This window comes from Paraburkholderia sp. Cpub6 (assembly GCF_014201065.1).
Classification (GTDB): Bacteria; Pseudomonadota; Gammaproteobacteria; order Burkholderiales; family Burkholderiaceae; genus Paraburkholderia; species Paraburkholderia tuberum.
In genome coordinates this window covers 127,754-152,597 of sequence record NZ_JACHDM010000003.1, presented here as the reverse complement: position 1 = coordinate 152,597, position 24,844 = coordinate 127,754, and the positions used below count along the sequence as shown (strand labels likewise).

Here is a 24,844-nt window from a genome sequence, read left to right as displayed (position 1 = left end):
TTCATCGAATGCAATTCAAACAGGGTTCTTCAGGAGACGAGTAATGAAATTCCGCTTTTCAGGCTCTGCCACTGCCGTTCTGCTCAGCCTGGCCGCAGTCGGCGCGCACGCCAACACCACGTTGACGGTCGCGGTCTTTCCGAAGCTGGATCAGGAAATCAAGGACGCGCTTCCGGCGTGGAAGAAGCTGCATCCGGACGTCGACATCAAGGTGTCGTCGCTCGCGATCGCCGATCACCACAACGCAATGACCACTGCACTCGCGACGAGCTCCAATCTGCCCGACGTGATGGCGGTGGAGGTCGGCTTTATCGGCCGCTTCGCCTCGGGCGGCGGTCTCGAAGATCTGTCGAAGGCGCCGTATAACGCGGGCCAGTACAAAAGCCAGTTCATCAACTACACGTTCGCGCAGGCGACCACGCAGGACGGCACGATCGTCGGCATGCCGGCCGATATCGGTCCGGGCACGCTGTTCTATCGCAAGGACCTTCTCGACAAGGCGGGCGTGACCGAAGCCGACCTGACGAAGTCGTGGGACTCGTACCTGGCGGCGGGCGTGAAGATCAAGAAGGCGACGGGTGCGTACCTGATGGCATCGTCGCGCGATATCGAGGACATCTACATTCGCGCCGACCTGAAGGAAGGCGATGGCGTGTACTTCGACAAGGCCGGCAATCCGGTCGTCACGTCGCCGCGTTTCGTGAAGGCGTTCGAGCTCGCGAAGAAAGCACGCGACCTCGGTCTCGACGCGAAGATCACGCCCTGGTCGAACGAATGGGCCGAAAGCTTCAAGCGCGGGACCGTCTCGACGCAGATGATGGGCGCGTGGCTCGGTGGCCACCTGTCGTCGTGGATCGCCCCGGACACGAAGGGTCTGTGGCGCGCGGCCAATCTGCCGAACAACGCGTACGCATCGTTCGGCGGCACGTTCTACTCGATTCCGGCGAAGGCGACGCAAAAGCCGATTTCGTGGGAATTCATCAAGTTCCTGACGACGCGCCAGGACACGCAGCTCGCATCGTTCCGTTCGATCGACGCATTCCCCGCGCTGCTTGCCGCGCAGAACGACACGTTTTTCGCGGAGCCGGTCGCATTCCTCGGCAACGAGAAAGCGCGTCTGATCTGGCGTGACGCAGCCTCGCACATCCCGGCGATCCAGCGTAGCAAGTACGACCAGGTCGCCGAGGAAGCGGTGCACTCGGCGCTCGACAAGGTCGTCGACGACGGTGCAGACGTGCATACGGCTCTCCAGGAAGCGCAGGACCAGATCGCGCATCGGGTCCGCCGTTAAGCGGTATCGATGCAAGGTCGCGGCACGCTGCGTGCCGCGACCGAGGTGTGTCGCAGTGCGCTGCAAGTCTGCTGCAAACAGCGTGGCCGGTAATCGATCCCGGCCACGCCCGACTGGACGGAACTATTGATGAACACCCCGCTGCCCACGACCCCAGAGGTCGCCCGCGATGCGCGCGCGAGCGACGTGCTGAGCTCGCCCGCGCCGTTCGCCGCGCCGCGCAGAACTTCGCGGCTCGATCCGGTGAAAGTCGCACCCTACCTGTTTCTCGGTCCATTTTTCCTGCTGTTCGCGCTATTCATGGCGTTCCCGCTGCTGTTTTCGCTGTACCTGTCGTTCCAGAGCTGGGACGCGACGGCGGGGCTCGCGAGCATGAAGTGGGTGGGTCTGTCGAACTTCACGTTCACGCTGACCGACCCGTGGTACTGGAAGTCGCTGTACAACACCGCGTCGATGGCGATCATGTCCGGCGTGCCGCAGCATCTGGTGGCGCTGCCGCTCGCATTCTTTCTGCAAACCGCGTTTCGCCGCTGGCGCAACCTGGTGGTCGGCCTGTACTTCCTGCCGTTCATCACCTCGAGCGTCGCGATCGCGCTGATCTTCTCGTCGCTGTATTCGACCGACTTCGGCATGATCAACCTCGCGATCGCCGAGCTCGGCAAGCTGCCCGGCCTGCACTGGATCGTCCCTGCGCATCCGATCGAGTGGCTGTATAACCCGAAGAACGTCAAGCCGGCGGTGTCGGTGGTGATCTTCTGGCGCTATGTCGGCTGGAACACGGTGCTGTATCTGTCGGCGCTGCAAACCATTCCGAGGGACCTTTACGAGGCCGCGCGCATCGACGGCGCGAACGGCTGGCAACAGTTCACCCGCGTCACGATTCCGCTGATCAAGCCGATGATTTTCTTCGCGGTCACGCTGTCGATCATCGGTGGGCTGCAACTGTTCGAAGAGCCGTTCATCCTGCTGCCGAACGAAGGCATGGGTACCAGCCAGTCCGGTCTGACCACGGCCGTCTATATGTATCGCACCGCATTCCACGACGGCGATTTCGGCACCGCGAGTTCGATCGCATGGCTGCTGTTCATTTCGATCGGCGCGTTGATGTGGTTGAACACGCGGATCTTTCACCGCAGCGGCATGAACGAGGAGACACAGCGATGAAATCGTCGAGCAACAAAGGCCGTTATATCGGCTACGCGATCGTGGTGGTCGGCGCGCTGCTGATGTTCTCGCCGTTCTACTTCATGTTCGTGTTCGCGACGCACACGAGTTCCGAGATTTTCTCGATGCCGCCCCCTCTGTGGTTCGGCAGCGCGTTTCTCGACAACATGGCCTCGCTGATGCGGCACATTCCGTTCTGGCGCAATCTCGGCTGGAGCTTCTATACGGCCACGATGCAAACCGTGCTGACGCTGCTCGTCACGTCGATGGCCGGCTACGCGTTCGCGATGTACGAATTCCGCTTCAAGAAGACGCTGTTCGCGATCGCGCTGACCGCGATGCTGGTGCCGCCGTTCCTCGGCATGATTCCGACCTTCATGACGATGAACCTGCTCGGCTGGATCGATCAGCCGCGCGCGCTGTACGTACCTGGCGCGGCCGCCGCGCTCGGCGTGTTCCTGATGCGCCAGTACGTCGCGGCGGCGATTCCGTCCGAGCTGATCGAGGCGGCGCGCATCGACGGCTGCAGTGAATTCCGCATCTACTGGAGCATCGTGATGCCGCTGCTGGGTCCGGCGCTGGGTACGCTTGGACTGATCAGCTTCATTCAGGCGTGGAACAACTTTCTGTCGGCGCTCGTCGTGCTGCGTTCGCCGTCGATGTACACGCTGCCGCTCGCTCTGCGCATTCTGCAAAGTCCGACCAATTCGGATTGGGGCGCGGTGATGGCGGGCTCCGCGGTCGCGGTGCTGCCGTTGCTGGTGCTGTTCGCATTCACCTCGCGGCGTCTGATCGACGGTCTGACGACCGGCGCGGTCAAGGCTTGAGATTCTTTTTCATTTTTCACGCCCTCGCGGGCGTGACATTCAGGACAACATCATCTATGTCGACGTATCGATTCAACGAAGACTTCGTCTGGGGCGTCGCCACCAGTTCCTACCAGATCGAAGGCGCAGCGGATGAGGACGGCCGCGGCCCGTCGATCTGGGACGCGTTCTGCAACGTGCCGGGCAAGGTCCTGAACGGCGAGAACGGCGATGTCGCATGCGATCACTATCACCTGGTCGAGGAAGACCTCGACCTGATGGCCGAACTCGGCGTCAAGGCTTATCGCTTTTCGATCGCCTGGCCGCGCGTGCAGCCGACCGGCCGCGGCGCATTCAACGACAAGGGCCTCGCGTTTTACGAGCGCCTCGTCGACGGTTTGCTCGAGCGCGACATCCAGCCGTTCGCAACGCTGTATCACTGGGACCTGCCGTTGTCGCTGCAGCATACGCAAAACGGCTGGGAAAGCCGCGACACCGCTTATCGCTTCGCGGACTACGCGCGCAAGATCGGCAGCGTGCTCGGCGATCGCGTTGCATCGATCGCGACGCACAACGAACCGTGGTGCACCGCGTGGCTCGGCAACGCAACCGGCTATTTCGCGCCGGGCAACGCCGATCTGAAGAAGGCCGCGCATGTCGCGCACCATCTGCTGCTGTCGCACGGTCTCGCGTTGCAGGCACTGCGCGCCGATGGCGTGAAGGCGCCGCTCGGCATCGTGCTGAACCAGTCGCCGGCGCATGGCGCGACGGATGCGCCCGAAGATCAGGCCGCCGCGTCGCTCGAATACGCGAAGTTCGTGCGCTGGTACATGGACCCGCTGTTCAAGGGCGAGTATCCGGCCGAGGCGCTGGAATGGTATGGCGCGAACGGTCCGCAAGACGTGATCCGGAGCGGCGATTTCGACGTGATCGGCACGCCGATGGACTTCCTCGGCGTCAACTACTACACGCGGATCTTCGCGAGCGCATCGGGCGAGAAGCGTCCGCCGGGCGCGCTCGGCTTCACCGACATGGATTGGGAAGTCTATCCGCAAGGTCTCACCGAATTGCTGACGCGCATCAACGCCGACTACAAGCTGCCGCCGATCTATATCACCGAGAACGGCTGCGCGGCGAAAGACGTGCTCGATGACGGCCGCGTGCACGACGCCGAGCGCGTGCGCTTCTATGACCTGCATCTCGCCGCCTTGTCGGACGCGGTGAAACAGGGCGTCGACGTGGCGGGCTATTTCGCCTGGAGCCTGATGGACAACTTCGAATGGGCGTCGGGCTACGACAAGCGCTTCGGCATGGTCTACGTCGACTACGCGAGCCAGGAGCGCACGCTGAAGGACAGCGCGTTGTGGTATCGCGACGTGATCGCGCAACACGCCGGCGTCGCGGCCGTGCGCTGAGGCGCACGCCCGGCGACGGGCGCATCGAACCTCGCGTGGCGCGACAGTAGTGCGGCAGTGGGATAGCGTCACGCGGGGTCTGCAAGTACAAGGATTGAGGAGGAGACATCAAATGGGCGAACTCGTATTGCGTAACGTCACGAAGACGTATGGCGAAGGACCGCAGGTGATCCAGGGCATCGACCTGCACATCCCGGATGGCCAGTTCACAGTGTTCGTGGGACCCTCGGGCTGCGGCAAGTCGACGATGCTGCGCATGATCGCGGGGCTCGAGTCGGTGACGGGCGGCGACATTCTGATCGACGGCGTACGCGTCAACGATCTGCAGCCCACGGACCGCGGCATCTCGATGGTGTTCCAGAGCTACGCGCTCTACCCGCACATGACGGTCGCGGAAAACATGGGCTTTTCGCTGAAGCTGTCGGGCAAGTCGAAAAAGGAAGTGCGCGAGGCGGTGGGCCGTGCCGCCGAGATCCTGCAGATCACACATCTGCTGGAGCGCAAACCGAAGGCGCTGTCGGGCGGCCAGCGCCAGCGCGTCGCGATCGGGCGGGCGATCGTGCGCAAGCCGCGCGTGTTCCTGTTCGACGAACCGCTGTCGAATCTCGACGCTGCGCTTCGCGTGCAAATGCGTATCGAACTCGCGAAGCTGCATCGCGAACTCGGCACGACGATGATCTACGTCACGCACGATCAGGTCGAGGCGATGACGCTGGGCCAGCAGATCGTCGTGTTCAACAAAGGCCGCATCGAGCAGACCGGCGCGCCGCTCGACCTGTATGAGCGGCCGTCGAACCGCTTCGTTGGCGGTTTCATCGGCTCGCCGCAGATGAACATGCTGGCCGCGACGCTGGTGTCGCGAAGCGATGCGCAAACCGTCGTGGCGCTCGCCGGCGCGAGCCAGCGCATCGTGCTGCCCGGCCGGCTGGCGCAGCCGGTCAGTGGCGAGTTGACGCTCGGGGTGCGCGCCGAGCATCTGGGCATCGGCTCGCTCGACGAAGGTCTCGCCGCGCGTGTCGAACTGGTCGAGCATCTCGGCGACGTCTCGATCCTGCATGCTCGACTCGATGGCATGGCGCACGCGATCGCGCTGAAGCTCGACAAGAAGGACGCGCAGCACGCGGTCGGCGCGCGTGTCGGGATCAAGGTGGCGTCGTCGTCGGTCACGCTGTTCGATGCGAACGGCGCCGCGGTGAGCCTCGCGCGACCCGAAGTCGGCCAGGACGTCGGCACGGTGGTTTGACAGGCCGATGTCGGCGAGTGAGCAACAGTACACCGATGGCGGATAGTGCGATGGAGAAAAATGTAGCGAACGACGATGTCGGGGCCGCGGCTAGCAATCCGTCCGGACACCGGTCCGACCGGACGTCTGGTGAAACCGCTGCTGCCGCGGACCGCGGGCAACCGGCTACCGAACGAGAGCCGCAGCAGCGCGGCAGGCTGAAGAAGCCGCGCGAATCGTTGCATGCGTGGATCGTGCATTTCGATGCGGAGCCTTCACCGGGCCTCCCTGCATCGAACGACGAAGAGTGACGCAAGCACGGATAATATTATCCAGTGCACGCTAAATATTACGTTTTAATGTCTAGACCTTGCATCTAACTTTCTCCTGGCCTGGCGTGCTTTAGAGCGTTGGTCCGGGGAGGCGGATAGTGGTTTGGAGCTTAGGTAAACTCCGCATGGCGGCGGCGAATGTCCGCCATTAACATCCGCTAACGTTAAGGGTAACGTTCGGGACGTTTGCATCTATTCGAAGAGCTAAAAAACGGGGCAAAACATTCAAACCCAAGACGCGCCGCGCCGCTATCCGGCACGACCCGGTATGGCCAAAGCGGTCTGTGTAAAACCAATTGATTAGATGAACGTGCATCGGTTGCGCGCAGGAATTGGCGCGACCGTTGCAGGCTGTGTCGCGGTTACGGTAGTTGTCGCCGCGAGTTGGATTGGAGCTTGAGGGAGCTCCTGGCAGTAGGCTGGGAAGCAACGACTGAGAGCAAGGTTGATAAAGAATGTCGGGCACGCATCGCGGGTGTTCGCCTGCGGGCGCACCGGCCCGATACAAAAAATACCGTTGGATTTTTGCTGGGTGGAGAGCGTCATGGAAAAGCGAGTATCTAAAGCCATTTTCAAGTCCCGGGCCTGCGAGCTGTTCCGTCAGGTCGAGGCATTGGGCGAAACCGTGGTCGTCACCGACCGCGGGCAACCCACCATCGAAATCCGGCCGTATCGCAGCAAGCAGGAAAACCCGCTCGAACTGCTGCGCGCGTCGATTACGCATTTCAACCTGAAGCACGCGTTGCAGCCTGTCACTGCCAAGCAGGACGAGTAATGATCACGCTCGACACGCTTGCGCTCGTGTGCTGGCTCGGCAGGCAAAAAGCGCTGAGCCAGGCCGCGCACGATGCGATCGATCGGGAGCTCGCCGGCGGCGAGATCCTGATTTCGGCAATCAGTGCGTTCGAAATCGCGGAGTTCGTGAAGGTCGGCAGTCTCGGGCTGTCGATGGACGCGCGCAGCTGGATGTCGACGTTTCTGTCGCTCGACGGCGTGCGGATGATTCCGGTCGACGCCGAGATCGCGTTTCGCGCGGCCACGCTGCCGCCCACGCTCGCCTTGCATCAACGCCTGATCGTCGCGACCGCGCGCACGCATGGCGGCGCGCTCGTGACTTCGGATGCGAAGGTGCGCGCGTCGACTTACGTCGAAACGATCTGGTGACGGACGCGGCGCTGCCTGGTGCGGACTGGGCCGGTGGAATCGCGCACCACCAGTTCCGCCGGCAGCGTGATGCGCTGCGAAGCGGCGTCGATCCCGGCAATCTGCGCGAGCAGCGTGTTGACCGCCGAGCGCGCCATTTGCTGGAACGGTTGGCGGATCGTGGTGAGCGCCGGGTGAAACTGCTCGGACATCGGGATGTCGTCGAAGCCGATCACCGAGATGTCGTCCGGCACGCGCAGACCCGCTTCGCGGATCGCGGCGATCACGCCGAACGCGCTCTGGTCGTTGGCCGTGAAGATCGCGGTGGGCGGCTCGGCGAGATTCAGCAGGTCGAACGTGACGTCGAACGCCATCATTTGCGACAGGTCGCCCGCGGCGACCAGCGCGTCTTCGCGTGGCAGGCCGAGGCGAGCCAGCGTGTCGTGATAGCCGCGTTGCCGGTCGCGCACGCCTTCGATCGTTTCGTCGCCGGCCAGAAACGCGATGCGCTTGTGACCGAGCTCGGCGAGGTGCTCGACCGCGAGACAGGCGCCGCCGTAGTTGTCGACCGACACCGACGGGAAGCCCGTCAGCGTGCCGCGCTGATCGACGACGACGACCGGTACCTTCGCGGTGGCGAGCGCCTCGAGGCACAGCGACTCGCGCGGAAGAATGGCGAGGATACCGTCGGAGAATTGCTGGATGAGCCCAAGCAGGTCGTGATGCGTATGACGATCTTCGTCGAACACCGTGTAGACCAGCATTTCGCAGCCTGCGCCACGCGCCGCGCGGCCCGCGCCGAGAATCAGTTCGCTGGAGAATTGCGTGTCGAGTGTCGGCGTGATGATGCCGATGATGCCGTTGCGGCCGCCCGACAGTTTCTGCGCGGTGCGGTTGACGACGTAACCGATGTCCGACGCGATTCTCAGGACTTCGTCGCGGGTTTCGCGCGACACGCCGGGACGGCCGTTGAGAGCGCGCGACGCGGTCATCTGGGACACCCCGGCAAGCTTGGCAACGTGCTCGAGCGTTGGGGTCTGTCTTGCCATGCGGGTCGAAGGTGTGCGAGAGGTCATTGGATGGGTCGACTCGCTAATCGCGTTAGCGATAACGTTTATGTAGTCGTTATTCTAGCAGAACCCTTTATATTTCAGCTTTGCCACAATCGGTCCATCTTATCCGGCAGTTGCGTCGCAGCCCGCCGGGACCAGGTAAAATCCCGCATAGCCTTACTTCACGCATCGACTTAACATTCACTAACGTTAAGGCTAACGTTAATGTTTCGGTGATTTCTTATAAATCCAGAAGAGGGGACACACCCATGGCGTACCCGGCTTTGTTTAAAGCGCGGTCCATCATCGGCGCGACGGCGCTGCTGTTTTCGTTGTCTGCAGTTGTTTCGAACGCCGTAGCGGCGGACTCCAAAACGATCACGGTATGGGACCAGCAGACCAATGCGTCGTCGAGCAAGATCATTCGCGACGCGTCGGATCGATTCGAAAAGGCGGTTCCGGGCTACAAGGTCGAGAATTCGCACGTCCTGAACGAGGCATACAAGACTAAGCTAAAGGTCGCTTTCGGCGCGAACCAGCCGCCGTGCGTGTTCGAGAACTGGGGCGGCGGCGGGCTGCACGAGTACGTGAAATCCGGCCAGATCGCCGACCTCACGCCGTACCTGGAGAAGGATCCGGCGTATCGCAGCCGCTTCATGCAAGCGTCGTGGAATGTCACGACGTTCGACGGCAAGACCTACGGTGTTGCCGCCGAAAACGCGGCGGCCGCGGTGATCTTCTACAACAAGGAAGTCTTCAGGAAGTACGGCATCACGCCGCCGAAGACGTGGGATGAACTGATGCACGTCGTTGAAGTGCTGAAGTCGCACAACGTTGCAGCGTTCTCGCTCGCGAACAAGAACAAGTGGACCGGTTCGATGTACTACATGTACCTCGTCGACCGTATCGGCGGTCCGCAAGTCGTGAAGGACGCGATCGAAGGCAAGGGCAAGGGCTTCGAAGATCCGGCGTTCGTCGAAGCCGGCAAGCGCATTCAGGAACTCGTGAAGGCTGGCGCGTTCGCACCGGGCATCAACGGTCTCGATTACGACTCGGGCGCCTCGCGCCGCCTGCTGTACACGGGCAAGGCTGCCATGGAGCTGATGGGCGCCTGGGAAGCTTCGACGATCGCGAACGAAAATCCGACGTTCTCGAAGGACCTCGACTTCTTCGCGTTCCCGAGCGTGCCGGGTGGCAAGGGTGATCCGCGCGACCTGATCGGCACGGTCGGCGACGGCTTCCTCAGCATCTCGACCGAGTGCAAGACGCCGGACGCAGCGTTCAAGCTGATCCAGGCACTGACCGACGAACAGGCGATGCAGGCTCGCGCGTCGGATGACCACAAGCTCCCGCCGGTCAATCACGTCAAGATCGACGATCCGTTCACGCAGCGTCTGCAGCAAATGCTTGCCGCCGCTCCGAGCGTGCAGCTCTGGTACGACCAGGCACTGCCGCCGGCCCTCGGTGAATTGCACAAGGACACGACGCAAGCACTGTTCGGTCTGTCGCTGACGCCTGAGGCTGCTGCGCAGCAAATGGAAGCCGCTTCGAAGAAGGGCGGCTGATCCCCAGTCCTAAAGAAAAGTCCGACCGGCACCGCGAGGTGCCGGTCGGCATACAAGCCCGTGAATATCGCACTTTCCGCTACACCCGAACGCCGGCTGAGATTTTCATCGCAAACGCTCGTCACGGTTGTGTTTCTTGCGCCGTCGCTGCTGCTGCTGGCCGTGTTCCTGCTTTATCCGCTCGTCTCCAGCCTGCGGCTGTCGCTGCTCGACTGGAACGGCCTCGGCAACACTGCCCGTTATATCGGGCTCGCGAACTGGGCGCGGCTCGCGCACGACATGGTGTTCTGGCAATCGCTGAAGAACAACGTGATTCTTGCTGTCGCGTCGATCGTCGTCCAGCTTCCGATCGCGCTCGCGCTCGCCGTGCTGCTGGAGAAGGCCGGTCGTGGCTCGCGCTTGCTCAAGGTTCTCTATTTCCTGCCGCTGCTGATGTCGAGCGTGGCGATCGGTGTGCTGTTCAAGCAAATCTACGATCCGAATTTCGGTCCGATCAATGTCGCGCTGCAGGCATTCGGGCTTGATGGCCTCGCGAAGGACTGGCTGGGCGATCCGCATTTTTCGCTGGCTGCGACCATCGCCGTGATCATCTGGCAGAACGCGCCTTTCTACATGATTCTGTTTCTCGCCGGCCTCTCGTCGATGCCGGCCGAGGTCAACGAGGCTGCGCTCCTCGACGGCGCATCCGAGTGGACCATTTTCTGGCGCATCAAGCTGCCGCACCTGCAAGGCACGGTGCGCACCGCTGTGCTGCTGTCGGTGCTCGGGTCGCTGCGTTACTTCGATCTCGTCTTCGTCATGACCGGTGGCGGCCCCGAAGGCTCGTCCGAGGTGATGGCCACCTACATGTATCGCACGGTGTTCAGTTCGTTTCAACTCGGCTACGGCAGCACCATCGGCTCGGCGATGTTCCTTATCGTCATCACGGTGGCGGCGGTGTCGATGTACTTCACCCGCCGTTATGCAACCGAGGTCTGAACCATGAACAAGAAACTACGCTTCCCCCGCGTGGGGGTTCCTCTGCTGGCACTGATCTGGCTGGCCGTCACGACGATTCCGTTTCTCTTCATGGTCGCATCGAGCTTCAAGAGCCAGGAAGAGACCTTCGCGACGTCAGTGTGGGCGCCGCCGAGCCACCTGTATTGGGGTAACTACGCGGCTGTGCTGCAGGGGCCGTTTTTCACTTATTTCCGTAACAGCGTGTTCACGGTGGGCGTGTCGGTGCTGCTGATCGTCATCATCAGTGCGATGGCGGCCTACGTGTTTGCGCGCTTGCGCTTCTCGCTGAACAAGACGCTGTTCGGTCTGGTGGTCGCCGGCATGATCGTGCCGCTGCATGCGACGCTCGTGCCGATCTATCTGCTCACGCGCAACCTCGGCCTTTACGACACCGCGTTCGCGCTGCTCGGCCCTTATGTGGCTCTCAGTCTGCCGGTGTCGATCTTCATCCTGACCGAGTTCATGCGCCAGATTCCGCGCGAGCTCGAAGAAGCGGCGCAGCTCGACGGCTGCAGTCCGTTCCGCATCTTCTGGCGTATTTTCTTCCCGCTTTCGGCACCGGGGCTCGCCACCGTGACGATCTTCAACGGCATTGGTTTGTGGAACGAGTTCATCTTCGCGTACATGCTCACGTCGACGGCCGAGCACCGTACGCTGCCGCTCGCGATTTGGGACTTCATGGGGCAATACGCGTCGAACATACCCTCGATGCTGTCTGTCCTCGTTCTCACGTCGCTGCCGCTGATCGTTGCCTACGCGTTCGGTCAGGAGCGCGTGATCAAGGGGATGATGGCCGGCTCGCTCAAGGGCTGATCCGCATCGCACCTCACCTCGAATCGTGTGGGCCAAAGTGGCCCGCACACCGAACTTCGCATAAACGATATGGCAAGCATCTCTCTCACTAACGTACAGAAGTCCTATACGAGCGGTAACTCGGTGATCCGCGACGCCAACCTCGAAGTCGGCAGGGACGAATTCTGCGTGTTCCTCGGGCCGTCGGGCTGCGGCAAGTCCACGCTGCTGCGCATGATCGCCGGTCTCGAATCGATCACCGACGGCGAACTGCGCATCGACGGTCAACTGATGAACAACGTCGAACCCGCGAAACGCCAGGTCGCGATGGTGTTCCAGAACTACGCGCTCTATCCGCATATGAGCGTGTACGAGAACATGGCATTCGGCCTGCGTCAGGCGAAGGTCGATAAGGCCACCATCGACAAGAAGGTGCGCAGCGCCGCTGCCGCGCTGCAACTCGACAGCTACCTCGAACGCCGCCCCGCTGCGCTGTCCGGCGGCCAGCGCCAGCGCGTGGCGATCGGGCGCGCCATCGTGCGCGAGCCGGGCGTGTTCCTGTTCGACGAGCCGCTGTCGAATCTCGACGCCGCGCTGCGCGTGCAGACGCGCACCGAAATCGCCCGTTTGCATCGCGAGTTCAACCGCGCGAGCGCGGTGTACGTCACGCACGACCAGATCGAAGCGATGGCGCTCGCCGACAAGATCGTGCTGCTGCACGCCGGCGCGGACATGGAAAAACACGGCAGCATCGCGCAGATCGGCGCGCCGCTCGATCTGTACCACCGGCCGAAGAGCCGCTTCGTCGCTGGCTTCATCGGTTCGCCGAAGATGAACTTCATGCCGGCCACGGTGCTCGCGGTCGACGACAAGGGCATTCAGGTCGAGCTGACCACGGGCGAGCGCGTGTGCGCCGAGGTCGACGGCCGCAGGCAGCGCGTCGGTTCGCAGGTCACGCTCGGCATCCGGCCGGAGCATCTTGCCCTGCCGTCGGCGCAGGCCGGCGTGCAGACAATCCGCTGCGCCGTGCGCCTGGTCGAACGGATGGGCGAGCACAGCTACGTGCATGTGGACGGTGGCGTGCGCGACGGCAACACGATGATCGCCAAGCTGCCCGGCGACGGTGGCGTGACGCGCGACGAACGCGTCGAACTGGCGTTCGCACCGCACGCGTGCCACGTGTTCGACGACAAGGATTTCGCGCTGCCGCGTCTGCACTGATCCGCTTGCGATCGCGCTGCTTGCACGACGCGAGCAAGCGCGGTCCCGTTGCATTGCGTCGCTAGACGCAACGAACGACCCGTAGTCGATCAAACACGGCGAATTCGAGTCGCGGCTGCGTTCGATCGATTAGCAGGACTGCGAAGTCTGGAAAGGTATCTGAAATAGAAGGGATGGCATCCGGTCTGAAGCAACGCCATGCCGCACGCTTGTCAGAAACAACGGATTTGTCGGCGCTTCATGCGCTTCGTACACCAGGATAAAAAAAAGGAGTTTTCGATGTTGCTTCGCCAAAGTGAGGTCCCGCTCTACCGCAATCCAGCGGCAGCCGTGGAAGAGCGCGTGGCCGATCTGCTCGCGCGCATGACACTCGACGAAAAGATTGCGCAGCTTCACGCCGCGTGGCTGAAGCTCTCGGCCGATGGCAATCACAAGGCGCGTAGCATCGATTTCGCGCAGAGCGCCAACCAGATCACGGTCGACGAGATCCTGCAGCATGGCCTCGGCCAGATCACGCGTCCGCTCGGCACGCATACGGTCGATCCGAAAGAAGGCGTACGCGCGCTCAACGAGCTGCAGCGCAAGATGGTCGAAGACACGCGCCTCGGCATTCCGGTGATGTCACACGAGGAATGCCTCGTCGGGCTCATGATCAAGGACGCGACGCTGTTCCCGTCGCCGTTGAACTATGCGGCGACGTGGAATCCGCAACTGGTCGGCGAAGTGGGCACGATCATCGGCGAGCAGGCACGCTCGATCGGCTGTCATCAGGGGCTCGCGCCGGTGCTCGACGTGTCGCGCGACCCGCGGTGGGGCCGCACCGAGGAGACGCTCGGCGAAGACCCGTATCTGGTTGGCGTGCTCGCGTGTCATTACGTGAAGGGCCTGCAGGGCGAACAGCGCGATCTGCTCGCGACGCTCAAGCATTTCGTCGGTCATTCGGCGAGCGAAGGCGGCCGCAATCATGCGCCGGTGCATGTCGGTCCGCGTGAGCTCAACGACGTGTTCATGCTGCCTTTCGAAATGGCCGTGAAGCTCGCGAACGCGGGCTCGGTGATGCCCGCCTATCACGACGTCGACGGCGTACCCTGTCATGGCGATCGCGCGCTGCTGCACGACACGCTGCGAGAGAAATGGGGCTTCGACGGTCTCGTCGTCGCCGATTACGCGGGCGTCGACCTGCTGTTCAGCCATCATGCGGTGGCGCGCGACAGCGCGTCGGCCGCAGCCCTCGCGTTCAACTCCGGCCTCGACGTCGAGCTGCCGGGTCACGAATGCGCGGTGCATCTGAAGGAAGCGCTCGAGCGCAACGAGATCAGCGAAGCGACGATCGACACCGCCGTCTCGCGCGTGCTGCGCGTGAAATTCCAGCTCGGCCTGTTCGAGAATCCGTACGTCGATCCCGAACGCGTCGACGTGAAAAGCGCGACCGCGGGCGATACCGCGTATCAGGTCGCGCTCGAATCGGCGGTGCTGCTGCGCAATCAAGGCGACGTGCTGCCGCTCGACGCGCACGGCCCGGAAAAGATCGCGGTGATCGGCCCGACCGCCGACGATCCGCTCGCGCTGCTCGCCGGCTACAGCTTCCCGGTGCACCTGATCAACAGCGGCGAGCAGTCCACTGCTTCGATCGCGACGCCGCTGCGTTCGCTGCGCGCGTTGCTCGGCGACGAGCGCGTCATTCACGCGCAGGGTTGCGACATCATCAAGGAGCGCCGCGCGGGCGCGCCGGTGTTCCCGGGCGACGTGTCGCTCGATCTGACCGGCGACGCGCATTGCGATGAGCTGATCAGCAAGGACACCGACGGCATCGCGTCCGCGGTCGAGGCCGCGCGGCAAGCGGGCGTCGCGCTGGTGTTCGTCGGCGATCTGGCGGGCCTGTTCCAGTCCGGCACGGTCGGCGAAGGGTCCGATACCGACAGCCTCGACCTGCCGGGTGTGCAGCAGGCGTTGCTGCAGGCAGTGGTCGATAGCGGCACGCCGACGGTCGTCGTGATGACGGGCGGCCGTCCGTACAATCTCGGCGGCCTCGAAGACCGCATCGCCGCGCAGATCATGGCGTTCGCGCCGGGCGAGCGTGGCGCCGAGGCGCTGGCCGATCTGCTGGTGGGCCGCGCCAATTTCAGCGGCCGTCTGCCGCTGTCGGTGCCGAAGAGCGCGGGCGCCGTGCCGTACGTGTATAACCATCGTCTGAAGAGCGCGGGAACGCCGATTGCATATCATTTCGGCTGCCGCTATCCGTTCGGTTTCGGTCTCGGCTATACGCAGTTCCGTTACGGCGATCTCGCGCTCGCGCACAGCGAAGTGTCGATCGAAAACGGTACGATCGAGTTGAGCTTCACGGTCGACAACATCGGCGCGCGCGACGGCACCGAGATCGTGCAGATCTACGTGCGCGACCGGCACGCGTCGGTCGCGCGGCCGGTCCGCGAGCTGAAGGCGTTTGCGCGCGTGCCGCTCGCGGCCGGTGCGTCGGCGCGTGTGCGCGTGAAACTGCCGGTGGACATGCTGAACTTCACCGACGCGTGCGGCGAGCGTATCGTCGAGCCCGGTGACTTCGATCTGCTGGTCGGCAGCTCGAGCCGCGACATTCATCTGAGCGGCACGGTCGCCGTCGCGGGCTCCGCGACGAGAACGCTCGAACGCAACTGGCGCATGCTGAGCGAGGTCGAGATCGTGGCCTAAGCGGCGGGTCAGGGCGGCGAGCGCCGCCCTGTATGTGGTCCTACTCGTAACAAGTGGAAAATCTGATGTCGTACGCAACCTATCCAAGTCTGTCGGACAAAACCATCGTCGTGACCGGCGGCGGCGGCGGGATCGGCGCCGCGATCGTCGAGGCCTTCGCGCAGCAAGGCGCGCGCGTGTTCTTCCTCGACGTCGCCGAGCACGATTCGCTCGCGCTGCAGGAAACGCTTCGCCACGCGAAGCATCCGCCGCTGTTCCGCCGCTGCGACCTGAAAAATGTCGACGCGATCGAACACACGTTCGCCGACATCGTCGATGCGGCGGGCCCGATCGACGTGCTCGTCAACAACGCCGGCAACGACGACCGGCACGAAATCGGCGAACTTACCGCGAGCTACTGGGACGACCGTATCGCGGTGAATCTGCGCCACCAGTTCTTCTGCGCGCAGGCCGCCGCGAACGGTATGCGTCGCGCGGGGCGCGGCGTGATCCTGAATCTGGGCTCGGTGTCGTGGCATCTCGCGCTGCCGAACCTCGCGATCTATATGACCGCCAAGGCTGGCATCGAAGGGCTCACGCGTGGTCTCGCGCGTGATCTGGGCAGCGCGGGCATCCGCGTGAATTGCATCATCCCCGGGGCGGTGAAGACGCCGCGGCAGATGCAGCTGTGGCAATCGGCGGAAAGCGAAGCGAAAGTCGTCGCGAGTCAGTGTCTGCAACTGCGCATCGAGCCCGAGCACGTCGCGCGTATGGCGCTGTTCCTCGCCTCCGACGACGCGTCACGCTGCTCTGGCCGCGATTACTTCGTCGACGCAGGGTGGTACGGAGAATGAGCATGCCGGTCCCAGCATGCGTATGGGCGGTCGGCGCCGAACTGGCCGAAGGGCCGCTATGGCAGGCCGCCGAAAACGCGGTGTATTTCGTCGATATCAAGGGGCGCCGGATTCATCGGCTGTCCGTCGCGACCGGCGAGCAGCGGACGTGGCAGGCGCCCGACCAGCCCGGTTTTCTGGCGCCGCTCGCGGGCGGCACGTTCGTATGCGGGCTGCCATCCGGCTTGCATCGCTTCGATCCGGCGAGCGGCGAGTTCAGCAAGCTCGCCGAGGTCGAACCGCATCTGCCGGGCAACCGCCTCAACGACGGTTTCGTCGATGCACGGGGACGCCTGTGGTTCGGCTCGATGGACGATGCGGAAGAGGCGCCGAGCGGCACGCTGTATCGCGTGAACGAGCAAGGCGCGGCAATCGCGCAGGACGACGACTACGTGATCACGAACGGCCCGGCGATGAGCCCGGACGGCCGCACGCTGTATCACAACGACACGATGCGGCGCGTGGTTTATGCCTTCGACGTCGCCGCGGACGGCACGCTGTCGGGCAAGCGCATCTTCGCCGCCATCTCCGGCGACGGCCATCCCGACGGCATGGCAGTCGATGCCGACGGCTTCGTGTGGATCGCGCTGTTCGGCGGCTGGCGGATCGAGCGTTACTCGCCGGCGGGTGAGCTGGTCGATCAGGTGCCGTTGCCGTGCGCGAACGTGACGAAGCTCGCGTTCGGCGGCGACGATCTGCAAACCGTCTATGTGTCCACCGCATGGAAGGGACTGACGGCGGTCGAGCGCCAGCATCAGCCGCAGGCGGGCGGGCTGTTCTCGTTCCGCGCGCCGGTGGCGGGGCAGGCTCAGGCGCGCTGCACGGTGGGCTTCGAGCGCTAGACGACAAAAACACAGCGACAGGACAGGCCGCAAAACGCAACCCTGACGTTGCCTGGTCGCTCCGCAAGGAGCGGCCCGCTATCATGTGCGTTCCATGACTCTCGCGCATTCGCCCCGATACCTATCATGACGTCCAGGCCGCCAGTCCCGCCCCGCATGTCCGATGTTGCCGAACGCGCGGGCGTCTCGAAGATGACCGTGTCGCGCGTGCTCGCCGGCCGCAACGTGTCGCAGGCGACTCGCGAACGCGTGCAGAAGGTCATCGACGAACTCGGCTACGTCGCCGATGCGGCGGCGGGCGCGCTGTCGTCGGGACGCTCGGCGTTCGTCGCGGTGCTGGTGCCGTCGCTGTCCAGCTCGAACTTCTCCGACACCGTGCGCGGACTGAATGCCGCGCTGGGCCCGCACGGTCTGCAACTGCTGCTCGGCGACACGGACTACCGTCTGGAACAGGAAGAACTGCTGGTGCGCTCGATGCTGCGCCACCAGCCGCGCTGCGTCGCGTTGACGGGCGGCCGGCACACCGAGGCGACGCGCATGCTGTTGCAGCGCGCCGGCATTCCGGTCGTCGAAATGTGGGATTTGCCCAGCGATCCAATCGATACGGTCGTCGGCTTTTCGAACTCGGCGGCGGCGCGCGCGATGGTCCGGCATCTGCACGAGCGCGGTTATCGGCGGATCGGCTTCATCGCGGGTGCCAGCGAGCGCGACCGGCGCGGGCACGACCGGATGCGCGGCTACGTCGCCGAAATCAAGGCGCTCGGTCTCGGCGAGCCGCGCGTGATCCGGCTCGGCGTTTCGCCGATCACGATGAGCCACGGCGCACCGGCGATCGGCGCATTGCTCGACACGTGGCCCGATACCGAGGCCGTGATGTGCGTGAGCGACATGTCGGCGTTCGGCGCGATCATGGAGTGTCACCGGCGCGGGCTGTCGGTGCCGGGCGACATCGCGGTCGCCGGGTTCGGCAACTTCGAGGTGTCGTGGTGCTGTCAGCCGAGCATCACGACGGTGTCGGTCGACGCGTACGGCATCGGCCTGCGCGCTGGCGAAACGCTGCTCGCGGCGCTCGCCGATCGCGAGGCAGGCGAGGTGCAGCGCAGGAAAGCGGTGAAGATCGATTTCACGGTGATTGCACGCGATAGCGCGTAGTGGGCACGCGGCGAGCATCAGCGGCGCGACGCTGAATTCGCAAGCCGCGAACACCTCGAACTACCCTTAATTAAACAGCTCAGGGATATCCCTTGGTTGCCCGGACCATAAGCCGGGCGTAACATCCACAGCCAGAAATGTTACCGGTAACTCAACGGCGAGGTTCGCCGGCACGGATCGCACGAGCCGCGAAGCAACGGCATTTCCCACCATAAAACAAGCTGATGGAGAAACGAATGACCGCTGTACCGCCCGCCATCGTCGCGCCCGCCGCGCGCGTCGACGAGTTCGAGGAAAGGACCTATCGCAAGGTCGTGCGCCGGCTGCTGCCGGTACTGTTGTTGTGCTATGTGGTTGCGTATCTGGATCGCGTGAACGTCGGCTTCGCGAAGCTGCAGATGCTCGACGATCTCGGCCTGTCCGACACGATGTACGCGATCGGCGCGAGCGTGTTCTTCTGGGGCTATTTCATCTTCGAAGTGCCCAGCAACGTGTTCCTGCATCGCTACGGCGCGCGCTTCTGGATCGCGCGGATCATGTTCACGTGGGGGCTCGTGTCGATGGCGCTCGCGTTCGTCGCGCCGCTCGCCCGCGTCGCGCACGTCGAAACCGCGACGATGTTCTACATCCTGCGCTTTCTGCTCGGGCTCTGCGAGGCCGGCTTCTTCCCCGGCGTGATTCTGTACCTGAACTTCTGGTTTCCGTCGCAGCGCCAAAGTCGCGTGATGTCAGGCTTTCTGATCGCAATGCCGGTCAGCCTGATGCTCGGCGGCATCGTGTCGGGCTGGCTGATGGACCATACGGCCGGCCTGCTCGGCTATCAGGGCTGGCAATGGATGCTGCTGATCGAAGGCGTGCCGTCGCTGCTGACCGCGTTCGTGGTGTACTTCTCGCTCGACGACGGCATTGACCGCGCGCGCTGGCTCACCCCGCAGGAGAAAAGCCTGCTCGCGGCGAATCTGCAGCGCGAAAGCGCGCACAAGACAGCGCGCTTCGGCTCGGCGGTGCGCGATCCGCGCGTCTGGCTGCTGGTCGCGATTTTGCTCACGTTCAATACCGGCTTCTACGGCCTCGCGTTCTGGCTGCCGTCGATCATCAAGGCGACCGGCGTGCAGGATCCGTTGCATATCGGCCTGTTGACCGCGATTCCGTACGGCGTGGCGATCGTCGCGACGCTCGCGAACGCCGCGCATTCGAAGAAAACCGGCGAGCGGCGCCTGCATGCGGCGATTCCCGCGCTGATCGGCGGAATCGGTCTGATCATGAGCGCGGCTTTGGCGCATCATGTGGTGTGGGCGATCACGTTTCTGACGATCGCCACCGCCGGCATCCTTGCGCTGATGCCGATTTACTGGACGTTCCCGGGACAACTGCTGTCGGGCGCCGCCGCGGCGGCCGGCATCGCGATGATCAACGCGATCGGCAATCTGTCCGGCTTTACCGGTTCGATGATCACCGCCGTGGCGAAAGATTTGACCGGCGACATCAACAACGGCACTTACGCACTCGGTGCGTGTCTGCTGGTCAGTTGCGTGCTGATCCTGCTCGTGCCGCGCACGATGCTGACGCGGGCCGCCTCGAATGAAGGCAGCGGCCCCGGCCGCGAGACAGCGGGGGCACAGAAACAAGCAGAGCACGCATAAGAAACCCTCACCCAGACAGAGAGACAAGCATCATGTCAGCATCCACCCCGCGCCGGCTGCGCAGCCAGGAATGGTTCGACGATCCCTCGCACGCGGATATGACGGCGCTGTACGTCGAGCGTTTCATGAACTACGGTCTGACGCGCGAAGAGCTGCAGTCGGGCCGGCCGATCATCGGCATCGCGCAGACCGGCAGCGATCTCGCGCCGTGCAACCGGCATCACATCGAGCTCGCGGCGCGCACGAAGGCCGGTATTCGCGACGCGGGCGGCATTCCAATGGAGTTTCCGGTGCATCCGCTCGCGGAGCAGAGCCGCCGGCCGACCGCAGCGCTCGATCGCAATCTCGCGTATCTGGGCCTCGTCGAAATCCTGCACGGCTTCCCGCTCGACGGCGTCGTGCTGACCACCGGCTGCGACAAGACCACGCCCGCGTGCCTGATGGCGGCGGCCACCGTCGATATGCCGGCGATCGTGCTGTCCGGCGGTCCCATGCTCGACGGCTGGCACGACGGCAAGCGCGTCGGGTCGGGCACCGTGATCTGGCATGCGCGCAATCTGCTGGCGGCCGGCGAGATCGACTACGAAGGCTTCATGGAGCTGACTACCGCGTCGTCGCCGTCGATCGGTCACTGCAACACGATGGGCACCGCGCTGTCGATGAACAGCCTCGCCGAAGCGCTCGGCATGTCGCTGCCCGGCTGCGCGAGCATTCCGGCCGCTTACCGCGAGCGCGGCCAGATGGCCTACGCGACCGGCAAGCGCATCGTCGACCTCGTGCGCGAGGACCTGCGGCCGTCGAAGATCATGACGAAAGAAGCGTTCGAAAACGCGATCGTCGTCGCATCGGCGCTTGGCGCGTCGACCAACTGCCCGCCGCATCTGATCGCGATTGCGCGGCACATGGGCGTCGAGCTGAGTCTCGAAGACTGGCAGCGCGTCGGCGAGCAGGTGCCGCTGATCGTCAACTGCATGCCTGCCGGCGAATATCTCGGCGAGAGCTTCCATCGCGCGGGCGGCGTACCGGCCGTAATGCGCGAGCTCGCGAAAGGCGGCCTCGTGCACGAGGATTGCCTGACCGTGTCGGGCCGCACGATGGGCGAAATCGCGGCCGCCGCACCCGCGCCGGATCGCGAGGTCATCAAGACGACCGACGATCCGCTGAAGCACGGCGCGGGCTTCATGGTGCTGTCCGGCAACTTCTTCGACAGCGCGATCATGAAGATGTCGGTGGTCGGCGATGCGTTCCGCAAGACCTACCTGAGCGAGCCCGGCGCAGAAAACAGCTTCGAAGCGCGCGCCATCGTGTTCGACGGCCCCGAGGATTATCACGCGCGCATCAACGACCCGTCGCTTGAAATCGACGAGCATTGCATCCTCGTGATTCGCGGCACGGGTACGGTCGGCTATCCGGGCAGCGCCGAGGTCGTCAACATGGCGCCGCCGGCGGCGCTCGTGCGCCAGGGCATCACCTCGCTGCCGACGCTCGGTGACGGCCGTCAGAGCGGCACGTCGGCGAGCCCGTCGATTCTGAACATGTCGCCGGAAGCGGCGGTGGGCGGCGGCCTTGCGCTGTTGCGCACGAACGACCGCATCCGCGTCGATCTGAATTCGCGTAGCGTCAAAGTGCTGGTGGACGAAGCGGAACTCGCGCGACGTCGCGAAACCGTGCACTTCGAGATTCCGCCCGCGCAAACGCCGTGGCAGGAGCTGTATCGCAAGACGGTCGGCCAGCTTTCGACCGGCGGCTGCCTCGAACCGGCGACGCTGTATCTGAAGGTGATTGCCGAGCGCGGCAACCCACGGCATTCGCATTGACCTGCAGGTGACAAGGCCGGGCTTCGCACGCAACGCGACGCCCAGCCTTGCCCGTTTTCCCACTTATCCGAAAGAGCCCATCCCATGTCCGCAACTTTCCCCTCCAGCTTTCTTCCCGGCGATCTGAACGACGCACTGCTGATCGGCCGCGTGTGGCGCAAGACCGAACAGCATGAAGGACCTTGCGTGGTCGTCGTGCGCGGCGGCGAGGTGTTCGACATCACCGCGGTCGTGCCGACTACCGCCGACCTGTTCGAGCGCGACGATGCCGCGCAATTTGCGCGCAGCGCGCCGGGCGTGCCGCTCGGGCCGGTCGCGAAGCTGATCGAGGCGAACCTGCCGGGCGCGAGCGCACCGGCCGTGCGCGTGCTCGCGCCGTGCGACGTGCAGGCGATCAAGGCCTGCGGCGTCACGTTCGCGGTGAGCCTGATCGAGCGCGTGATCGAGGAGCAGGCCGGCGGCGATCCGGCGAAGGCGAAGGAAGTGCGCGAGACGATCGCGTCGACGATCGGCACCGATCTGTCGAAGATCAAGCCGGGATCGGAAGCGGCGATGAAGCTGAAGGCCGAGCTCGAGCGTCGCGATGCGTGGTCGCAATATATGGAAGTCGGCATCGGTCCGGACGCCGAAGTATTTTCGAAATCGCAGCCGATGTCGGCAGTCGGCTTCGGCGCGGACGTCGGTCTGCTCGCCGCGTCGGTGTGGAACAACCCGGAGCCGGAGATCGTGCTCGCGGTGAATAGCCGCGGCGGCATCGTCGGCGCGACGCTCGGCAACGACGTGAACCTGCGCGACATCGAAGGCCGCTCGGCGCTGTTGCTCGGCAAGTGCAAGGACAACAACGGCTCGTGCGCGATCGGTCCGTTCGTGCGTCTGTTCGACGACACCTTTTCGCTCGACTCGGTGCGCGCGGCGAGCGTGTCGCTGCGCGTCGAAGGCGCCGACGACGACTTCGTGCTCGACGGCGTGAGCCACATGAGCGAGATCAGCCGCGACCCGGCCGACCTCGTCGCGCAGACCTGCGGCCGCCACCACCAGTACCCGGACGGCTTCATGCTGTTCCTCGGCACGATGTTCTCGCCGATCAAGGACCGCGACGCGCCCGGCGGCGGCTTCACGCACCACCTCGGCGATCGCGTGACGATTTCGACGCCGCAGCTCGGCGCGCTGACCAACACGGTGCGCCTGTCCACCGAAATCGAGCCGTGGACGTTCGGCGTGCGCGCGCTCTATCGCAATCTCGCGGCCCGTGGCCTGCTCGTTGCTGAATAACCGGATTGTCGTTGCAATTTTCGAAAGGAGAATCAGGACATGAGTCAGTTCGCAAACTACATCGACGGACAGTGGGTCGACGGCGCGAGCGTGTCGCGCAACGTCAATCCGTCGAATCTCGACGACGTGATCGGCGAATTCGCGCAAGCCGACGCCGAGCAGACGCATCGCGCGATCAGCGCCGCGCGCAAGGCCTTCGCGCAGTGGTCGTTGTCCACGCCGCAGCAGCGCTTCGACGTGCTCGACCAGGCGGGCAGCGCGATCCTCGCGCGCAAGGCGGAGCTCGGCAAGGTGCTCGCGCGTGAAGAGGGCAAGACGCTGCCCGAGGCGATCGGCGAAGTGGGCCGCGCCGGGCAGATCTTCAAGTTCTTCGCGGGCGAGGCGCTGCGCGTCGGCGGCGAAGTGATGCCGTCGGTGCGGCCGGGCATGACGGTCGAAATGACGCGTGAGCCGGTTGGCGTGGTCGGCCTGATTACGCCGTGGAATTTTCCGATTGCGATTCCGGCGTGGAAGATCGCGCCGGCGCTTGCGTACGGCAACACGGTCGTGATCAAGCCGGCCGACCTGGTGCCGGGCAGCACGTGGGAGCTGGTCAAGATCATCGCCGAGGCGGGCGCGCCGGCGGGGGTGATCAACCTCGTGATGGGGCGCGGTTCGGTGGTTGGCGAGGCGCTCGTGTCGTCGCCGGATGTCGATGCGATCAGCTTCACCGGTTCCGTTTCGACGGGCCGCGCGATCGGCGCGAAGTGCTTCGATTCGGGCAAGAAATTCCAGCTGGAAATGGGCGGCAAGAACCCGATGGTCGTGCTCGACGACGCCGATCTCAATGTCGCGATCGAAGCGTGCATCAACGGCGCGTTCTACTCGACGGGCCAGCGTTGCACGGCGTCGAGCCGGCTGATCGTGACCGCGGGGATCTATGACCGCTTCATCGACGGCATGAAGGCGCGCATGCGCGCGCTGAAGGTTGGCGATGCGCTCGCGGACGGCACGCACATCGGCCCGGTCGTCGACGACAAGCAGTTGGCACAGGACGAGCGCTATCTGGCGATCGCGCGCGAAGAGGGCGGCACGGTGTTCGGCGGCGAGCGCGTCGAAGGCTCGACGCGCGGCTATTTCCTCGCGCCGGCGCTGGTCACGGAGACGACCCCGGCTATGCGCATCAACCGTGAAGAGGTATTCGGGCCGGTGGCGTCGGTCATCAAGGTCAAGGACTACCAGGAAGCGCTCGCGGTTGCCAACGGCACCGAGTTCGGGTTGTCGGCCGGCATCTGCACGACATCGCTGAAGTACGCGAGTCATTTCCGCCGCCATGTGCAGGCCGGCATGGTGATGGTCAACACCGCGACGGCGGGGGTCGATTATCACGTGCCGTTTGGCGGGCGGAAGGGGTCGAGCTACGGTCCGCGCGAGCAGGGTGCCTACGCCCGCGAGTTCTATACGTTGGTGAAGACCGCGTATATCAACCCGGGCGCGGTCTGACGCAGAACTAACAACCGAGGTCCCCAAAACGGAACTGGCCCGCCATCGCATTCAGTCGCGATGGCGGGCCAGTAGGG

21 protein-coding genes are annotated in these 24,844 nt (G+C 64.1%); 20 read left to right on the top strand and 1 reads right to left on the bottom strand.

Annotated elements, in window-relative coordinates:
• Positions 1 to 43: 43 nt before the first annotated feature.
• From HDG33_RS07615 to HDG33_RS07580, 8 genes are all read left to right on the top strand, one after another.
• Positions 44 to 1,291 (top strand): ABC transporter substrate-binding protein, encoded by a 1,248-nt coding sequence (locus tag HDG33_RS07615; RefSeq protein ID WP_184023570.1) that lies wholly within the window; start codon positions 44 to 46, stop codon positions 1,289 to 1,291.
• A 129-nt stretch (positions 1,292 to 1,420) separates the two neighbouring features.
• Positions 1,421 to 2,455 carry a carbohydrate ABC transporter permease gene (locus HDG33_RS07610; protein WP_184023567.1) on the top strand — a complete coding sequence of 345 codons (1,035 nt, stop codon included), beginning with the start codon at positions 1,421 to 1,423 and terminating at the stop codon, positions 2,453 to 2,455.
• On the top strand, positions 2,452 to 3,282 hold the full coding sequence (locus HDG33_RS07605) for a carbohydrate ABC transporter permease (protein WP_184023565.1): 831 nt from the start codon (positions 2,452 to 2,454) through the stop codon (positions 3,280 to 3,282). The genes HDG33_RS07610 and HDG33_RS07605 overlap by 4 nt, the downstream gene beginning before the upstream one ends.
• Before the next feature lie 56 nt (positions 3,283 to 3,338).
• Complete coding sequence (locus tag HDG33_RS07600) at positions 3,339 to 4,676, top strand: GH1 family beta-glucosidase (RefSeq protein WP_184023563.1); 1,338 nt, start codon at positions 3,339 to 3,341, stop codon at positions 4,674 to 4,676.
• Between the two features lie 112 nt (positions 4,677 to 4,788).
• On the top strand, positions 4,789 to 5,919 hold the full coding sequence (locus HDG33_RS07595; RefSeq protein WP_184023561.1) for an ABC transporter ATP-binding protein: 1,131 nt from the start codon (positions 4,789 to 4,791) through the stop codon (positions 5,917 to 5,919).
• A gap of 50 nt (positions 5,920 to 5,969) precedes the next feature.
• A complete protein-coding gene (locus HDG33_RS07590) occupies positions 5,970 to 6,209 on the top strand; it encodes a hypothetical protein (protein ID WP_184023559.1) in 240 nt (79 codons plus the stop codon).
• Positions 6,210 to 6,675: 466 nt separating this feature from the next.
• On the top strand, positions 6,676 to 7,005 hold the full coding sequence (locus tag HDG33_RS07585; RefSeq protein WP_409258980.1) for a type II toxin-antitoxin system Phd/YefM family antitoxin: 330 nt from the start codon (positions 6,676 to 6,678) through the stop codon (positions 7,003 to 7,005).
• Entirely contained in the window at positions 7,005 to 7,394 is a 390-nt protein-coding gene (locus HDG33_RS07580; protein WP_184023557.1) for a type II toxin-antitoxin system VapC family toxin, read from the top strand. Before HDG33_RS07585 ends, HDG33_RS07580 begins: the two co-directional genes overlap by 1 nt.
• Here the strand turns inward: HDG33_RS07580 and HDG33_RS07575 are convergent.
• Positions 7,373 to 8,422, bottom strand: coding sequence for a LacI family DNA-binding transcriptional regulator (locus HDG33_RS07575; protein WP_026226194.1), 1,050 nt, complete (start codon positions 8,420 to 8,422; stop codon positions 7,373 to 7,375). The genes HDG33_RS07580 and HDG33_RS07575 overlap by 22 nt on opposite strands.
• A gap of 272 nt (positions 8,423 to 8,694) precedes the next feature.
• Between HDG33_RS07575 and HDG33_RS07570 the strand changes: the two genes are divergently transcribed.
• The 12 genes from HDG33_RS07570 (at position 8,695) to HDG33_RS07515 (ending at position 24,767) form a co-directional block, all read left to right on the top strand.
• The gene (locus HDG33_RS07570; protein ID WP_184023555.1) at positions 8,695 to 9,990 is read left to right on the top strand and encodes an extracellular solute-binding protein; all 1,296 of its coding nucleotides are present in this window, start codon (positions 8,695 to 8,697) and stop codon (positions 9,988 to 9,990) included.
• Positions 9,991 to 10,050: 60 nt separating this feature from the next.
• The gene (locus tag HDG33_RS07565; RefSeq protein WP_244144714.1) at positions 10,051 to 10,968 is read left to right on the top strand and encodes a carbohydrate ABC transporter permease; all 918 of its coding nucleotides are present in this window, start codon (positions 10,051 to 10,053) and stop codon (positions 10,966 to 10,968) included.
• Between the two features lie 3 nt (positions 10,969 to 10,971).
• Positions 10,972 to 11,802, top strand: coding sequence for a carbohydrate ABC transporter permease (locus HDG33_RS07560; RefSeq protein WP_184023548.1), 831 nt, complete (start codon positions 10,972 to 10,974; stop codon positions 11,800 to 11,802).
• Positions 11,803 to 11,871: 69 nt separating this feature from the next.
• Entirely contained in the window at positions 11,872 to 13,002 is a 1,131-nt protein-coding gene (locus tag HDG33_RS07555) for an ABC transporter ATP-binding protein (protein WP_184023546.1), read from the top strand.
• A 279-nt stretch (positions 13,003 to 13,281) separates the two neighbouring features.
• Positions 13,282 to 15,687 carry a glycoside hydrolase family 3 N-terminal domain-containing protein gene (locus HDG33_RS07550; protein ID WP_184023544.1) on the top strand — a complete coding sequence of 802 codons (2,406 nt, stop codon included), beginning with the start codon at positions 13,282 to 13,284 and terminating at the stop codon, positions 15,685 to 15,687.
• Between the two features lie 65 nt (positions 15,688 to 15,752).
• Entirely contained in the window at positions 15,753 to 16,520 is a 768-nt protein-coding gene (locus HDG33_RS07545) for an SDR family NAD(P)-dependent oxidoreductase (RefSeq protein ID WP_184023542.1), read from the top strand.
• Complete coding sequence (locus tag HDG33_RS07540) at positions 16,517 to 17,401, top strand: SMP-30/gluconolactonase/LRE family protein (protein WP_184023540.1); 885 nt, start codon at positions 16,517 to 16,519, stop codon at positions 17,399 to 17,401. The genes HDG33_RS07545 and HDG33_RS07540 overlap by 4 nt, the downstream gene beginning before the upstream one ends.
• Positions 17,402 to 17,557: 156 nt before the next feature.
• Entirely contained in the window at positions 17,558 to 18,553 is a 996-nt protein-coding gene (locus HDG33_RS07535) for a LacI family DNA-binding transcriptional regulator (protein WP_184023538.1), read from the top strand.
• Positions 18,554 to 18,789: 236 nt separating this feature from the next.
• Complete coding sequence (locus HDG33_RS07530; protein WP_184023536.1) at positions 18,790 to 20,196, top strand: MFS transporter; 1,407 nt, start codon at positions 18,790 to 18,792, stop codon at positions 20,194 to 20,196.
• 32 nt (positions 20,197 to 20,228) lie between these two features.
• Positions 20,229 to 22,013 carry an IlvD/Edd family dehydratase gene (locus HDG33_RS07525; protein WP_184023534.1) on the top strand — a complete coding sequence of 595 codons (1,785 nt, stop codon included), beginning with the start codon at positions 20,229 to 20,231 and terminating at the stop codon, positions 22,011 to 22,013.
• A gap of 84 nt (positions 22,014 to 22,097) precedes the next feature.
• Positions 22,098 to 23,285 (top strand): fumarylacetoacetate hydrolase family protein, encoded by a 1,188-nt coding sequence (locus HDG33_RS07520; RefSeq protein WP_184023532.1) that lies wholly within the window; start codon positions 22,098 to 22,100, stop codon positions 23,283 to 23,285.
• A gap of 39 nt (positions 23,286 to 23,324) precedes the next feature.
• Positions 23,325 to 24,767 (top strand): aldehyde dehydrogenase family protein, encoded by a 1,443-nt coding sequence (locus HDG33_RS07515; RefSeq protein WP_184023530.1) that lies wholly within the window; start codon positions 23,325 to 23,327, stop codon positions 24,765 to 24,767.
• Positions 24,768 to 24,844 lie beyond the last annotated feature (77 nt).

Bases quoted from the DNA above. Each gene is read 5' to 3' on its own strand.
- HDG33_RS07615 (WP_184023570.1), top strand. From the start codon at position 44: ATGAAATTCCGCTTTTCAGGCTCTGCCACTGCCGTTCTGCTCAGCCTG.
- HDG33_RS07610 (WP_184023567.1), top strand. From the start codon at position 1,421: ATGAACACCCCGCTGCCCACGACCCCAGAGGTCGCCCGCGATGCGCGC.
- HDG33_RS07605 (WP_184023565.1), top strand. From the start codon at position 2,452: ATGAAATCGTCGAGCAACAAAGGCCGTTATATCGGCTACGCGATCGTG.
- HDG33_RS07600 (WP_184023563.1), top strand. From the start codon at position 3,339: ATGTCGACGTATCGATTCAACGAAGACTTCGTCTGGGGCGTCGCCACC.
- HDG33_RS07595 (WP_184023561.1), top strand. From the start codon at position 4,789: ATGGGCGAACTCGTATTGCGTAACGTCACGAAGACGTATGGCGAAGGA.
- HDG33_RS07590 (WP_184023559.1), top strand. From the start codon at position 5,970: ATGGAGAAAAATGTAGCGAACGACGATGTCGGGGCCGCGGCTAGCAAT.
- HDG33_RS07580 (WP_184023557.1), top strand. From the start codon at position 7,005: ATGATCACGCTCGACACGCTTGCGCTCGTGTGCTGGCTCGGCAGGCAA.
- HDG33_RS07575 (WP_026226194.1), bottom strand. From the start codon at position 8,422: ATGGCAAGACAGACCCCAACGCTCGAGCACGTTGCCAAGCTTGCCGGG.
- HDG33_RS07570 (WP_184023555.1), top strand. From the start codon at position 8,695: ATGGCGTACCCGGCTTTGTTTAAAGCGCGGTCCATCATCGGCGCGACG.
- HDG33_RS07560 (WP_184023548.1), top strand. From the start codon at position 10,972: ATGAACAAGAAACTACGCTTCCCCCGCGTGGGGGTTCCTCTGCTGGCA.
- HDG33_RS07555 (WP_184023546.1), top strand. From the start codon at position 11,872: ATGGCAAGCATCTCTCTCACTAACGTACAGAAGTCCTATACGAGCGGT.
- HDG33_RS07550 (WP_184023544.1), top strand. From the start codon at position 13,282: ATGTTGCTTCGCCAAAGTGAGGTCCCGCTCTACCGCAATCCAGCGGCA.
- HDG33_RS07545 (WP_184023542.1), top strand. From the start codon at position 15,753: ATGTCGTACGCAACCTATCCAAGTCTGTCGGACAAAACCATCGTCGTG.
- HDG33_RS07540 (WP_184023540.1), top strand. From the start codon at position 16,517: ATGAGCATGCCGGTCCCAGCATGCGTATGGGCGGTCGGCGCCGAACTG.
- HDG33_RS07535 (WP_184023538.1), top strand. From the start codon at position 17,558: ATGTCCGATGTTGCCGAACGCGCGGGCGTCTCGAAGATGACCGTGTCG.
- HDG33_RS07530 (WP_184023536.1), top strand. From the start codon at position 18,790: ATGACCGCTGTACCGCCCGCCATCGTCGCGCCCGCCGCGCGCGTCGAC.
- HDG33_RS07525 (WP_184023534.1), top strand. From the start codon at position 20,229: ATGTCAGCATCCACCCCGCGCCGGCTGCGCAGCCAGGAATGGTTCGAC.
- HDG33_RS07520 (WP_184023532.1), top strand. From the start codon at position 22,098: ATGTCCGCAACTTTCCCCTCCAGCTTTCTTCCCGGCGATCTGAACGAC.
- HDG33_RS07515 (WP_184023530.1), top strand. From the start codon at position 23,325: ATGAGTCAGTTCGCAAACTACATCGACGGACAGTGGGTCGACGGCGCG.